The organism is Pseudomonas sp. P135 (assembly GCF_020312125.1).
Classification (GTDB): Bacteria; Pseudomonadota; Gammaproteobacteria; order Pseudomonadales; family Pseudomonadaceae; genus Aquipseudomonas; species Aquipseudomonas fragariae.
In genome coordinates, this window is sequence record NZ_JAGPYR010000012.1 from 45,998 (window position 1) to 60,389 (window position 14,392).

At 62.0% G+C, this 14,392-nt stretch carries 8 protein-coding genes; 3 read left to right on the forward strand and 5 right to left on the reverse strand.

Annotated elements, in window-relative coordinates:
• The first annotated feature begins 174 nt into the window (after positions 1 to 174).
• Positions 175 to 1,809 (forward strand): PvdJ/PvdD/PvdP-like protein, encoded by a 1,635-nt coding sequence (locus tag KBY08_RS17855; RefSeq protein ID WP_111522683.1) that lies wholly within the window; start codon positions 175 to 177, stop codon positions 1,807 to 1,809.
• Positions 1,810 to 2,848: 1,039 nt separating this feature from the next.
• Here the strand turns inward: KBY08_RS17855 and KBY08_RS17860 are convergent.
• Genes KBY08_RS17860 through KBY08_RS17870 form a run of 3 tightly spaced genes read right to left on the reverse strand, consistent with a single transcriptional unit; the run spans position 2,849 to position 7,391 of the window.
• Complete coding sequence (locus KBY08_RS17860; protein WP_024660359.1) at positions 2,849 to 4,237, reverse strand: efflux transporter outer membrane subunit; 1,389 nt, start codon at positions 4,235 to 4,237, stop codon at positions 2,849 to 2,851.
• Positions 4,238 to 4,244: 7 nt separating this feature from the next.
• A complete protein-coding gene (locus tag KBY08_RS17865; protein WP_011267356.1) occupies positions 4,245 to 6,218 on the reverse strand; it encodes a MacB family efflux pump subunit in 1,974 nt (657 codons plus the stop codon).
• Entirely contained in the window at positions 6,219 to 7,391 is a 1,173-nt protein-coding gene (locus KBY08_RS17870; protein ID WP_011267357.1) for an efflux RND transporter periplasmic adaptor subunit, read from the reverse strand.
• 186 nt (positions 7,392 to 7,577) lie between these two features.
• Here KBY08_RS17870 and KBY08_RS17875 point away from each other — a divergent pair, with 186 nt between their 5' ends.
• Positions 7,578 to 9,917: an acylase gene (locus KBY08_RS17875; protein ID WP_111522679.1), complete on the forward strand. Its 2,340-nt coding sequence runs from the start codon at positions 7,578 to 7,580 to the stop codon at positions 9,915 to 9,917.
• Positions 9,918 to 9,969: 52 nt separating this feature from the next.
• Here the strand turns inward: KBY08_RS17875 and KBY08_RS17880 are convergent, their stop codons facing one another.
• Together KBY08_RS17880 and KBY08_RS17885 are read right to left on the reverse strand one after the other, a co-directional pair.
• On the reverse strand, positions 9,970 to 10,281 hold the full coding sequence (locus KBY08_RS17880; protein ID WP_111522678.1) for a hypothetical protein: 312 nt from the start codon (positions 10,279 to 10,281) through the stop codon (positions 9,970 to 9,972).
• A gap of 179 nt (positions 10,282 to 10,460) precedes the next feature.
• Positions 10,461 to 11,657 carry an amino acid aminotransferase gene (locus tag KBY08_RS17885; RefSeq protein WP_003407696.1) on the reverse strand — a complete coding sequence of 399 codons (1,197 nt, stop codon included), beginning with the start codon at positions 11,655 to 11,657 and terminating at the stop codon, positions 10,461 to 10,463.
• 399 nt (positions 11,658 to 12,056) lie between these two features.
• Between KBY08_RS17885 and uvrB the strand changes: the two genes are divergently transcribed.
• Positions 12,057 to 14,072, forward strand: a complete 2,016-nt coding sequence (gene uvrB, locus KBY08_RS17890; RefSeq protein WP_003345654.1) for an excinuclease ABC subunit UvrB — start codon at positions 12,057 to 12,059, stop codon at positions 14,070 to 14,072.
• The last annotated feature ends 320 nt before the right edge of the window (positions 14,073 to 14,392 follow it).

Genomic DNA, 14,392 nt, shown 5'->3' on the forward strand with positions numbered 1-14,392 from the left:
CGTGTGGTTAACCGTTGCGCAGCCTGCGACGGCTGTTGCTATCTGGTGGAGAACGAGCGGATCGCCGATAAATTTAGCGCGGGGTCATGGATGTGTGTGCAGCGCTAAATTTGTCTGCCGGGTTTACGTTCTAGCTTGGATAACGGCTGTCTCGGGGCTGGAACAGGTAGGGTAATGACGATTTCTCGACGAGGGTTCATAGCGGGGCTGGCGCTGACCGGTGCGGCAGTTCCGGCAGCGTATTACGCGCATCGGGAACTCACCCGGGTCGACCTGCCCGAAACGCCGGGCGAAGCGACGGCGGGGCCTGCCGATACCGCCACTCAGCGCCTGGCCGACAAGCTGCGCGGGGTGTGGACCCTGCGTTTCGAGGGGCGCGATGCCGGGCTGAGCGGTGCGCCGCTCGAAGGCCTGGAAATGTTTCTCGACATTGCCCCGCGCGGTCGCGGCCTGCGCGGCTATATCGACACGGCCGAACGATTGCGCAGCGATGGACTGCCGCGTTTTCGGGTGATTGGCGATCTGCAACCGGCCAACGCCGCAAGACTCTACCTGCGGGTCATGGACGGCCATGCCGGCAATGACCCGCACAGCGACAACCCGGATTACGAATTCAGCCTGACCCTCGATGAAGTCTGGGGCGCATTCGGTAACGCAGGCAGCGGCACCCTGAGCGGGCGTATCGAACGTCTGGACCGAGCGCTGGCCCTGCCGGAACTGGAAAGCCGTCTGATCGCGATCAAGCAGGTGTTTCCAGAGGCGCGGGAAAGGGTCGGTCTGAGCCCGCCGTTTCTGGCCTGGCTGGTGTCCAGGGAGCATCGTCTGTTCCATCAGCTCTGGCATGCCTCGCGAGACAAATGGCACAAACTGCCCGAAGACAAGCGTGACGCCCTGCGCGGCATTGGCTGGCAGCCGGGCCCGCGTGAGCATGAGCGCGATGCGCGTGGCCCGCACAAGGACCGCAACGGCTCGGGCGAAGACTTCTTTTATATGCACCGGCACATGCTGATCCAGGCACGCAGGATTCAGGACTTGCCGTCATGGCCGCGCTTTCCACTGCCGCAGCCTGAGCTGGAGCGCGACCGGCTGGGCTTTGCCCGCTATTTCGACAATCACGACGGTTGTTCGCTGCCGCCCAACTGGCTGGCGCACGGTGACGAGGAATACACCCAGCTGGTCAGCGATATCAAAAGCCACGAGACGTTTCATACGCATTTTCAGGTCTGGGAATCCCAGTATCGCGATCCGCGCTTCTTGTCGAAGCTGACCTTGGGCCAGTTTGGCTCGCAGGTCGAGCTGGAACTGCACGACTGGTTGCACATGCGCTGGGCCTCGGTGGCCCGCGACCCGGCCAACGGCCAGCCGGTGCCGATGGCACGTCGTTCGGATGATTTTGCCGAGCGCTGGTTCGCGCCGGAAAACGACTTTCTCGCCGACCCGTTTTCATCGCACGTGAACCCGGTGTTCTGGATGTTCCATGGCTGGATCGACGACCGCATCGAGGACTGGTTCCGCGCCCACGAGCGCTTCCATCCGGGCGAAGTGAAGCGCCTGGAAGTCAACGGCGTGCCGTGGTTTGCGCCAGGCCGCTGGGTGAACGTCAGCGACCCGTGGCTGGGGCCGGACACCCACGGTTGCAGTACCATGCCCGGCCAGGCCGCAGGCACGACCATGGAAATGGACCCGGAAGTCATGAAGCTGGCGCTGCGCATCACCTTTGCGGCAGATGACAAACTGAGCAACCTGCTACGCCGCGTGCCACGCAGGCCCTGGTATGCAAGGAATCTGTTGCCGGAGAGGTGGTTTTGACCAACGGCAGTGGAGGTTATCGTTCCCAGCGCTCCGGCTTGGGAGTGCCGTCCATGACGTTCTGTGGCACAAGAGGACGCGGAGCGTCCAGAACGGCATGCGACGCAGAGCGTCGCACGATAATGAGTTGTTCGTGCAGATTGACGCAGAGCTTCAGCACGATAGTCGGGATTATCGTTCCTCACGCTCCAGTGGGGGAATGCAGTTCATGACGCTCTGCGTCGCAAGAGGACGCAGAGCGTCCGGAACGGCATGCGACGCAGAGCGTCGCACGATAATGAGTTGTTCGTGCAGATTGACGCAGAGCTTCAGCGCGATAGTCGGGATTATCGTTCCTCACGCTCCAGCGCGGGAATGCAGTTCATGACGCTCTGCGTCGCAAGAGGACGCAGAGCGTCCGGAACGGCATGCGACGCGGAGCGTCGCACGATAATGAGTTGTTCGCGCAGACCGACGCAGAGCTTCAGCACGGTAGTTGGGATTATCGTTCCTCACGCTCCAGCGTGGGAATGCAGTTCTCGACGCTCTGCGTCGCAAGAGGACGCAGAGCGTCCGGAACGGCATGCGACGCGGAGCGTCGCACGATAATGAGTTGTTCGTGCAGATTGACGCAGAGCTTCAGCACGATAGTCGGGATTATCGTTCCTCACGCTCCAGTGGGGGAATGCAGTTCTCGACGCTCTGCGTCGCAAGAGGACGCGGAGCGTCCAGAACGGCATGCGACGCAGAGCGTCGCACGATAATGAGTTGTTCGCGCAGACCGACGCAGAGCTTCGGCACGGTAGTCGGGATTATCGTTCCTCACGCTCCTGCGTGGGAATGCAGTTCTCGACGCTCTGCGTCGCAAGAGGGCGCGGAGCGTCCGGAACGGCATGACGACGCAGAGCGTTGCACGATAATGAGTTGTTCGTGCAGATTGACGTAGAGCTTCAGCACGGAGTTGAGATTATCGTTCCGCACGCTCCTGCGTGGGAATGCAGTTCTCGACGCTCTGCGTCGCACGATAGTGGTGGTGGGATTATCGTTCCTTGCGTGGCGCTCAGTGCACCTGCCAGCTCCCACCCAGTGCCTTGTACAGCGCAATGCTCGCCTGCAGGCGCGCCAGCCGCAGTTGCACACTGACATCCTGCGCCAGGTACAGCGTGCGCTGGGTTTCCAGTACGGTGAGCAGGTCCTCGGCGCCTTCCTGATAGCGGCTCTGGGCGATGCGGAAGGCAGTTTGTGCCTGTTTGAGTTCTTCTTCGTGCCAGTAGCGCTGTTGATCCAGGCCGCGAATGCTGTTCAGGGCTTTTTCCACGTCGGCGAAGCTGTTGATGATCGCGCCGCGATAGGTTTCCAGCAGTTCCTCCTGACGCGCTGTGGCCTTGTCGCGCTCGGCAGCCAGGCGGCCATTGTTGAAGATCGGCCCCACCAGCCCGGCAGCGAGGCTGCTGAACGGTGCACGCAGCCAGTCTTCGGCGCGGGTGTTTTCGGTGCCCAGCCTGGCGCTCAGGGTCAGTTTCGGCAGCATGGCGGCGCGGGCGACGGTGACATTGGCCTGTGCCGCTGCCAGGTCAGCCTCGGCCTTGGCCAGATCAGGGCGGCGGGTCAGCAACTCGCTCGGTACACCTGCGCCGATGTCCGGCCAGTTCAGGGTGTCGAAGGGCTGATCCGCGAGGTGCAGATTCTGCACCGGCTGACCGAGCAAGGCCGCCAGGGTGATCAACTGCTCGTTGGCCAGTTGCTGAACGCGGGGCAGTTCACGCTGCTGGGTTGCAACCAGATTCTTCTGCTGTGCCAGCTCCAGTGCCGTTGCCGAGCCCGATTCATAGCGGGTCTGCACCAGGCGCAGCACGTCTTGCGCGTTGGCCAGATTCAGCTCGGCAATCCGCCCTTGCTCGCGCGCCGCCAGGGTTTGCGCATAGCGGTCGGCGACGTTGGCCAGCAGGGTCAGCTCCACGGTCGCCTGATCGAACCGGCTGGCGCGCAGGCCTTGCAGTGCGCTGTCGCGTCCCGCTGCGATGCCGCCCCAGAAATCCACTTCATAGCTGGCGGTCAGGTCGCTGGTGAAATTGTTGGTGTTGTTGTCGTCGGAAGGGTTGGCCTTGCGGTCGCTGTTGCGCAGGAACCGGTTACGTTCGCCGCGCAGGTCAAAGGCCAGTTCCGGCAGCAAGGGCGCGCCGCCGATGATGGCGCTGGCCTGTGCCTGACGAACCCGCGCCATCGCCGCAGCGACTTCGTGGCTGTCGCGGCTGGCCTGTTCGATCAGGCGATCCAGCTGCGGGCTGCCGAACTGCTGCCACCAACGCACGTCGCTGCGCTGCGCGGCGGCGTTTTCGGCAAACGCCCAGCTTGCCGGTGGCTGGATGCCGCTGTCCGGCGGCGGGGCGGGTGTCTGGCAGGCGCTCAGCAACAGACAGGCAGTCAAAACGGAGAGACTCGGCTTCATTGATCGATCATTCACTGGTGAGGGCCGCGACCGGGTCGAGGCGGGCAGCCTTGCGGGCCGGCATGAAACCGAAGATCACGCCGGTGATCAGGGCGCAGGCAAACGCCCCGGCCACAGCCGGCAGGGTGAACGCCACGGCCACCTTACTCAGCAGCAGCGCTGCGCCCATGCCCAGCGCCAGCACGATACCGGCCAGCCCGCCGACCACGGAAAGCATCACCGCCTCGGTGAGAAACTGCCGCAGGATGTCGCTCTGCCGCGCGCCGGTGGCCATGCGGATGCCGATTTCACGGGTGCGTTCGCGCACCGTCATCAGCATGATGTTCATCACTCCGATACCGCCGACCAGCAAGGAAATGGCGGCAATCGAGCCGAGCATCAGCGACAGGGTGTTCTGGGTGCGGGCTTCGGCCTGGATCATCGCGGCGTTGTTGGTCAGCTCGTAATCCTGTTTGCCGTGATGCAGCTGTTGCAGCAGGTTGCGTATCGACTGTTCAGCCTGTTTGACGTTGTTGGCGTCGCGGGTGGCGATGGTGATGTACTCGGGGTCCTGTGTGCCGAACAGGCGGATGCTGGCCGACGAGTAGGGGATGGCGATGCGATTGTCGCTGTCCAGATCGCCCGATGTGGCGCCTTTTTCCTGCAGCACGCCGACCACCTGAAAAGGCACGTTTTCGATCAGGATGTACTGGCCGACAGGGTCGCTCTGCTCGCCGAACAGTTTTTGGCGAACCTTGTAACCAATCACTGCCACGGCGGCTGCGTTCTGCTCATCAGCCTCGCTGAAATAACTGCCTTCCACCACCGGCCAGTTGAAGATCGCCGGAAAGTGCGTGTCATTACCGCCGACGTAACTGGAATGATCGAGGTTGCCGTAGCGCACCCCGGCCTGGCCGCCGTTGACCGGCATGATCATTTTCACCTCGGGCAACTCGCCCAGCGCAGCGACTTCCTCCAGGGTGATGACGCCCTTGGGCGCACGCGGGTTGGGCGCCTTGCCGTTGAGGTAAATGATGTTGGAACCGAACGAGGACATCTGCGCCATCACCTGACGTTTGCTGCCTTCGCCGACAGCCAGCATCACCACCACCGACGCCACGCCGATGACGATGCCCAGCAAGGTCAGCGCGGTTCGGAAGCGGTTGATCCACATCACTCGCCACGCCGCCCGAATCGCGTCGAACAGTTCGCCTTGCCAGGCGCTTTGGCTGCCGCTGCCTTCGCTCAGACGCTTGCGCAGGTCGACCGCCTGCAGCGCGGCTGGATTGACTGAGCGCTGCACGTCAGAAGCATCTTGAGCCGTATCACTGATCACCAGCCCATCGCTGATCTCGATGACCCGTTTGGCGCGCGCCGCCACTTCGCGATCATGGGTGATGAGGATCACCACATGGCCCTGGCTCGCCAGTTCGTCGAGCAGAGTCATGACCTCCGCGCCACTGTGGCTGTCCAGCGCACCGGTGGGCTCGTCGGCGAGGATGATGTGCCCGCCATTCATCAAGGCGCGGGCGATGGACACCCGTTGCTGCTGGCCGCCGGACAACTGGTGCGGCCGATTGCCGGTGCGCGACGCCAGGCCCAGCCGGTCGAGCAGGGCGGCGGCTCGGGCATGACGCTCTGCGGCGGGCGTCCCGGCGTAGATCGCCGGCATCTCGACGTTTTCCTGGGCCGAGCCGGACGGAATCAGGTGATAGCCCTGAAACACGAACCCGAATGCCTCGCGGCGCAGCCAGGCGAGTTCGTCGCTGCCCAGCGCGGCGACGTTTTCTCCGGCGAACAGGTATTCGCCCGAGGTTGGACGGTCCAGACAACCGAGGATGTTCATCAGCGTCGACTTGCCGGACCCGGAAGCGCCGACAATCGCCACGAACTCACCGGTATGAATCGACAGATCGATGCCGCGCAGCACGTTGACCAGCGGGCTGTCGCCTCCGCCGTAGGATTTGCGAATGCCTCGCAGGTCGATCAGCGGCGTGCGCATTCAGCCCCCGCTGCCGACAGAGGCGGGCACCAGCAGGCGCTCACCTTCATTCAGGCCGTCGAGTACCTGCACGCGCAGGCGGTCGCTGATGCCGGTGCGTACCTGACGGTTCTGCACCTCGCCATTGGCAGACAACACCTGGGCGGTCTGCCGATCGGTCTGCGCTCCGTTTCGCAACGCCGCGAGTGGCGCGGTAAGTGTGTTCTCGGCTTTATCGGCGACGAAAAATATCTGCGCGGTCATTTCTGCCATCAGCGCCTGATCGCTGTTATCCACGTCCAGCAGCACGGTGTACAACACCACCCGGCCACCGCCGTTCTTGCGCGCACTGCTCGGGCTGCCGCCGCCCTGATTGGCTTGATCCAGCGGCCTGGGCGGTACTGGCAGGATCTGTCGCACGGTGCTGCTCCAGCGCCGGTTGCCGCCGCTCAGGGTGGTGAAATAGGCAGTCATGCCGGGTTTGACATGGCCGATATCGGCTTCCGAGACCTCGGCCCAGACCGTCATCGGCGACAAGCGGGCGATGCGCAGAATCAGCGGCGTCTGTTGTTGTGCGTTCAGCGTCTGGCCTTCACGTGCGTCGAGGGCCACCACTGTGCCGCTCATGGGCGCGAAAATACGGGTGTAGCCCAGCGCTGCTTCGTCGCTGCGCAGGGCGGCCTGGGCTTCGAGAATCTGCGCCTTGAACATGTCGACCCGTGCCTGGGTGGCGCGAAATTCCGATTCCGCAGCCTGCACGTCCTCGGCCCGCGTGGCACCGCCTGCGGCGAGGCGCTTCTGGCGCTGCTGCTTCTGTTCGGCCAGTTCGTGCAGCGCACGCTGTTCCTGCAATTGCGCCTTGAGGTTGTCGATGGCGTAGCGTGCGGCGTCGAGCTTGGCTTTTTGCGTCGAAGGATCGATTTCGACCAGCAAGTCGCCTTCCTTGACCTGATCGCCGACCTGGGCGTGGATTTTCATGATCTGCCCGCTGGCCTGCGAGCCCACGTCCACGTAGCTGCGCGGCTGCAGGGTACCCAACGCCGTGACGCTGTTTTCGATCGTGCCGCGGGTCACCGTCACAGTTGCGGCGCTGCTTTTGCTGTCGGGCAGGATCTGCCAGGCGCATACGGCAATGACCGGGAACAGGCACAGCGCCACCAGGAGGGCGCGTCGAGGATGTCGAGAGCGTTTCATGCAGATTCCTGCGCTGGGAGATCAGTCGGTCGGTGAGCGACGGCCACGAGAGCTGCCCTTTAAACGAGGCATGCCGGCAGGAATTTAGCGTCGATCACGGGTTGTCCGCTTCGGCTAAACATCAGCGTCCGTGCTTCGTTTAACGGGAGCGGCTAATTCGGGTCGTCTTGTCGAGTTGGAGTCAGCGTGATTATTTTCAGACCCCTGTGCGGTTTTCTGTTTGCAGGTCTTTCATTCGCTGTGATTTTGCCTGCGCAGGCCTTGGTTGAGCCTGGAAATCAGGCGGCCAGGGCCGAGATCCGGCGGACCGGTTTTGGCGTGCCGCACATCGTTGCCGCCAATGAGCGCGGTCTGGGCTACGGCATCGGTTATGCCTACGCGCAGGACAACCTGTGCCTGCTGGCCAATGAGGTGGTCACCGTCAATGGCCAGCGCTCGCGCTATTTCGGCCCGGACAAGGCGACCCTTGAGCAGCGCAACAACATGGCCAGCGACCTGCTGTTCCAGTGGCTCAATACGCCGCAGGCACTGGCGGATTTCTGGAATGCGCAGCCGCGGGAGATTCGCCAGTTGATGCAGGGTTATGTCGCCGGTTACAACCGTTCGCTGGCCGAGCAGACCACCCAAGGCCTGCCGCAACCCTGTGCGGCCGAGTGGGTTCGACCGATCAGCACCGATGATCTGCTGCGTTTGACCCGCCGCCTGCTGGTCGAGGGGGGCGTTGGGCAGTTTGCCGAAGCGCTGGCCGGTGCCACGCCGCCTGCACAGCAAAAACCACTGCAGGTCGATGCTCAGCAGGCTCAGGCGCTGCAACTGGCCGCTGCGCGTAACCAGCGTTTTGCTCTGGAACGCGGCAGCAATGCCGTGGCAATAGGACGCGAGCTGTCCGCCAACGGACGCGGCATGCTGTTGGCCAATCCGCATTTCCCATGGGGCGGCGGCATGCGTTTCTATCAAATGCACCTGACCATTCCCGGCAAACTCGACGTGATGGGCGCAGCGCTGCCGGGCCTGCCGCTGATCAACATCGGCTTCAATCAGCATCTGGCCTGGAGCCATACCGTCGACACGTCGAAACACTTCACGCTGCATCGCCTGCAGCTCGACCCGAAGGATTCCACCCGTTACCTGCTGGATGGCCAATCGGTTGCCATGGGCAAGCAGCAGGTGAGTGTCGACGTGAAGCAAGCGGATGGCAGCCTGAAGTCGGTGCCACGCATCGTCTATTCGTCCATATTCGGTCCGGTGGTGCAATGGCCGGGCAAGCTGGACTGGGATAGTAAGTTTGCCTTCAGTCTGCGTGATGCCAACCTGCAAAATGATCGGGTGTTGCAGCAGTGGTATGCGATGGACAAGGCCGACAGCCTCAAGGCGTTTCAGGATTCGGTACGTAAGATCCAGGGCATCCCGTGGGTCAACACCCTGGCGGTGGATGCCCAGGGGCAGGCGCTGTACATGAACCTCTCGGTGGTGCCGAACGTTGATGCCGCCAGGCTTGCCCGATGCAGTGATCCGCGCATCGGCACAGAGCTGATCGTGCTCGACGGCTCGCGCAGTGAATGCAACTGGGAGGTCTCCGCAGAGGCAGCACAAGCCGGCATCTATCCGTCCTCGCGCCAGCCGCAGTTGCTGCGGAGCGATTTCGTGCAGCATTCCAACGATTCGGCGTGGATGGTCAATCCCGCTGCGCCGCTGCAGGGCTTTTCGCCGCTGATCAGCCAGGACGGCCAGCCGCTGGGACAGCGAGCACGTTTTGCCCTGGATCGGCTGGGCAGCCTGAAGACGGCGGGCAAGATCAGCGTCGAGAACCTGCAAGCGATGGTCATGGACAACGAGGTGTATCAGGCCGGGCAAGTGCTGCCGGATCTGCTCAGGTTCTGTGCCTCGGAGCTGGGTGATGATGCGGCGCGTCTGACGCCGCTGTGTACCGCACTGAAAGCCTGGGACGGGCGTGCTGACCTGAACAGCGGCATCGGCTTCGTGTACTTCCAGAGAATCGTGACGTCCATGCAGGCTGTGGCCTCGCGCTGGCGTGTTGCGTTCGACCCGCGGGACCCGGTTCACACGCCGAGCGGGCTGGCGATTGAGAACCCTCAGGTCGCCACTGCATTGCGCGCTGCCATGTTGGCCGCAGTGGATGAAGTGGCCAAAGCAGGCCTCTCGGCAGGCAGTAAATGGGGCGACATTCAGGTCTCCAGCATCAGCGGCAAGCAGATCCCGATTCACGGCGGGCCGGCCGGGCTGGGCGTCTACAACGCCATGCAGACAATCGCTGGCAAGGACGGCAAGCGCGAGGTGGTCAGTGGCACCAGCTACCTGCAGGTGGTGACGTTCGACGAGCAGGGCCCCAAGGCGCAGGGTCTACTGGCGTTCTCGGAGTCGAGCAATCCACAGTCAGCCCATTCAAGCGACCAGACTGAGGCGTTTTCAAAAAAGCGGTGGCAGGCGTTGCCGTTCACTGAACAGCAGATCAAGGCTGATCCTGCGTATGAGGTGCAGGTGATAAGCGAGGGGGCCAATCGCTGAAAGAGGCAAGAAAAGCGTTTGGGCCATGCGGCCCAAATGCGCTTGCCGGGAATCAGCCGCCGGGTGTATCGATGTCGGCGTCAGCACCCGTGGTTGGCTGATGATTGCGTAAGTCCTCGGTTTTTTCTTCCGGCTCATGGTCAGGCACATAGGCGCTGTCGCTGGTTGACTGGCTCTGCGACTGAGTCTGTGACTGGCTGGGGGAAGGCGTCTGGCCCTGGCTCTGGCCATTGCCCTTTTCAGTCTCGGGTTTCACGTCACCGACTTGCGGCTCGATTGCCGGATCGTTGCGGTCCGGGCCCGGGCTGGCAGGTGCGTCCTGATTTGGCGTCGGTTCTTTCTGACGTTGCGGTTCGATAGACATGAGTACCTCGATATCTGGTTCAGAAAATGTGCTGACAGAGTTTCGAGGCAGGTTTTTTCAGATCGTTCGATGGAAAGTGCCCAGCGGAGCTGGGAGCTGGGAGCTACAAGCTACAAGCTTCAAGAAAAAGCAGAACCGCTCTTGCTCTTGCTTGCAGCTTGCAGCTTGCAGCTTAAAACTTAAAGAACCTGCTTGATCGCATCACACACTACGTCGATGTTCTTCTGATTCAGCGCGGCCACGCAGATACGCCCGGTGTCCAGCGCGTAGATGCCGAACTCGCTGCGCAGGCGCTGGGCCTGTTCGGCGGTCAGGCCGGAGTAGGAAAACATGCCGCACTGGCGAGCGACGAAGCTGAAGTCCTGACCGGCCGGGTTATCAGCCAGACGCTCGACCATCGCCTTGCGCATGCCCTGGATGCGCAGACGCATTTCGCCCAGTTCCTCTTCCCACATTGCACGCAACGTCGGGTCGTTAAGCACCGCAGCGGAGATGATCGCACCGTGGGTCGGCGGGTTGGAGTAGTTGGTACGGATCACGCGTTTGACCTGGGACAGGACGCGAGTGGTTTCTTCCTTCGATTCGGTGATGATCGACAGCGCGCCGACGCGTTCGCCATACAGCGACAGCGATTTGGAGAACGAGCTGGAGGCGAAGAAGGTCAGGCCCGACTCGGCAAACAGGCGCACTGCCAGCGCATCTTCCTGAATACCCTGACCGAAGCCTTGGTAGGCCATATCCAGAAACGGTACGTGGCCCTTGGCCTTGACCACTTCCAGCACTTTTTTCCAGTCATCCAGGCTCAGGTCGACGCCGGTCGGGTTGTGGCAGCAGGCATGCAACACCACCACCGAGTTGTTCGGCAGGTTGTGCAGGTCTTCGAGCATGCCGGCACGGTTCACGTCGTGAGTGGCAGCGTCGTAGTAGCGATAGTTCTGCACCGCAAAGCCTGCGGTTTCGAACAGCGCACGGTGGTTTTCCCAGCTCGGGTCGCTGATGGCGACGACGGCATCGGGCAGCAGCTGCTTGAGGAAATCGGCACCGATCTTCAGTGCGCCGGTGCCGCCGACCGATTGGGTGGTCAGCACGCGGCCCGAGGCGATCAGCGGCGAATCAGCGCCCAGCAACAGTTTTTGCACGGCCTGGTCATAGGCGGCAATACCGTCGATCGGCAGGTAGCCACGCGGAGCATGCTGGGCGACACGGACCTTCTCGGCTTCGGCCACGGCGCGCAGCAGGGGGATGCGCCCGTCTTCATCACAGTAGACGCCTACGCCAAGGTTGACCTTGGTGCTGCGGGTGTCGGCGTTGAAGGCTTCGTTGATACCCAGGATCGGATCGCGGGGTGCCATTTCGACAGCGGAAAACAGGCTCATGGTGCGGCGGCTCTTGGTGAAGAGTGGGAAGGGGACACGCTGAGGCTCGATGCGCCAAAGCGGTGCGCAAACAGAGCGTAGTATAGAGAGCATCCCCTCGGTGATCGACAGTGCAGGGCGGGTTTTTTACAGGTTTTTGCGCATATTTGTAGAACGTTCGTTCGGTTAAAACCTCAATGCTTTAAGTGGATGCCTTGAAAGGCTGATATATGACTCCATCTATTAGCCATCACTTCAAAACATCGCACGCCTGCTTCCCGGCGGGAACGGCTGTTTGCGATGATTTCGTCATGGCGCGCCGTCATGCGCCGACGAATATTTCCAGTTGTGCCGTCGAGGCGGTCAGGTCGCGGAGATTCACGCGAACCCGTCACACGCGCACCATTCAAGAGGTCAGTTATGTCCGAGTTCCAGCTCGTTACCCGCTTTGAGCCAGCCGGCGATCAGCCCGAGGCCATTCGCCAACTGGTCGAAGGGATCGACGCAGGGCTCGCGCATCAGACCTTGCTCGGGGTGACCGGCTCGGGCAAGACGTTCAGCATCGCCAACGTGATTTCCCAGATCAAGCGTCCGACGCTGGTGCTGGCACCGAACAAGACCCTGGCCGCGCAGTTGTATGGCGAATTCAAGGCGTTTTTCCCGAACAACGCCGTGGAGTATTTCGTTTCCTACTACGACTACTACCAGCCCGAAGCCTATGTGCCGTCGTCCGACACCTTCATCGAGAAGGATGCGTCGATCAACGACCACATCGAACAGATGCGCCTGTCGGCGACCAAGGCGCTGCTGGAGCGCAAGGATGCGATCATCGTCACCACGGTGTCGTGCATTTACGGTCTGGGCAGTCCGGAAACCTATCTGCGCATGGTCATGCACATCGATCGCGGCGACAAACTCGATCAGCGTGCCTTGCTGCGCCGCCTGGCCGATCTGCAATACACCCGTAACGACATGGACTTTGCCCGTGCGACCTTCCGGGTGCGCGGCGACGTGATCGACATCTACCCGGCCGAATCCGATCTGGAAGCGATCCGGGTCGAACTGTTCGATGACGAGGTCGAGAGCCTGTCGGCGTTCGATCCACTGACCGGCGAGGTGATTCGCAAGCTGCCGCGCTTCACCTTCTATCCGAAAAGCCACTACGTTACCCCGCGCGAAACGCTGATCGAGGCGATGGAAAACATCAAGGTCGAGCTGCAGGAGCGCCTCGAATACCTGCGCAGCCAGAACAAACTGGTGGAAGCCCAGCGTCTCGAGCAGCGCACCCGTTTCGATCTGGAAATGATGCTCGAGCTGGGCTACTGCAACGGTATCGAAAACTACTCGCGCTACCTGTCGGGTCGTCCGTCCGGTGCGCCGCCACCGACCTTGTTTGACTACCTGCCCCCCGATGCCTTGCTGGTGATCGACGAATCCCACGTCAGCGTGCCGCAGGTCGGCGCGATGTACAAAGGTGACCGTTCGCGCAAGGAAACTCTGGTCGAGTACGGCTTCCGCCTGCCGTCGGCACTGGATAACCGGCCGATGCGCTTCGATGAGTGGGAGGCGATCAGCCCGCAGACCATTTTCGTCTCGGCGACTCCGGGTAACTACGAGGCCGAGCACGCCGGGCGTATCGTCGAGCAAGTGGTGCGTCCGACCGGCCTGGTGGACCCGCAGATCGAGATTCGTCCGGCGCTGACCCAGGTCGACGACCTGCTGTCGGAAATTCACAAGCGTGCTGCGCTTGAGGAGCGGGTACTGGTCACCACGCTGACCAAACGCATGTCCGAGGATTTGACCGACTACCTGAGTGACCACGGCGTGCGGGTGCGCTACCTGCACTCGGACATCGATACGGTGGAACGTGTCGAAATCATCCGTGACCTGCGACTGGGGACGTTCGACGTGCTGGTGGGCATCAACCTGCTGCGCGAAGGTCTGGACATGCCTGAAGTGTCACTGGTGGCGATTCTCGATGCCGACAAGGAAGGCTTCCTGCGCTCCGACCGTTCGCTGATCCAGACCATTGGCCGGGCCGCACGGAACCTCAACGGCCGGGCGATTCTGTATGCCGACCGGATTACCGGCTCGATGGAGCGCGCCATCGGCGAGACCGAGCGACGTCGCGAGAAGCAGATCGCTTTCAACCTGGAACACGGTATTACGCCCAAAGGCGTATTCAAGGACGTCGCCGACATCATGGAAGGCGCCACCGTGCCTGGCTCGCGCAGCAAGAAGCGCAAAGGCATGGCCAAAGCCGCCGAAGAAAACGCCCGCTACGAGAACGAACTGCGCTCGCCGAGCGAGATCAACAAACGCATTCGCCAACTGGAAGAAAAAATGTACCAACTGGCCCGCGACCTGGAATTCGAAGCCGCTGCGCAGATGCGCGACGAAATCGGCAAACTGCGCGAGCGCTTGCTGGCGGTTTGATTGGCTAGCCGACTCTCGCGTCAATCCGCGTTGATCATCGTGCCAATGCTCTGCGTTGGCATGCCGTTGTCAAATCTCAATCCACCTGACAGAACTGCCGTGTGACGCGGAGCGTCACGAACTGCATTCCCACGCGGAGCGTGAGGAACGATAGTCATCAACTCCCGAGCCGTGCCTTTAGCCAAATTGCCCTAAAGTGCTTTTTGAGCGCGATGGCACAGACGACGCAGAGTGCGACGTAAGTGACGGCTGAGTCCTGGCGCTGATCCGGGGGTAGCCTGGCAGGACGCCAGGCTAGCCGCACCGGACCATGGATGGTC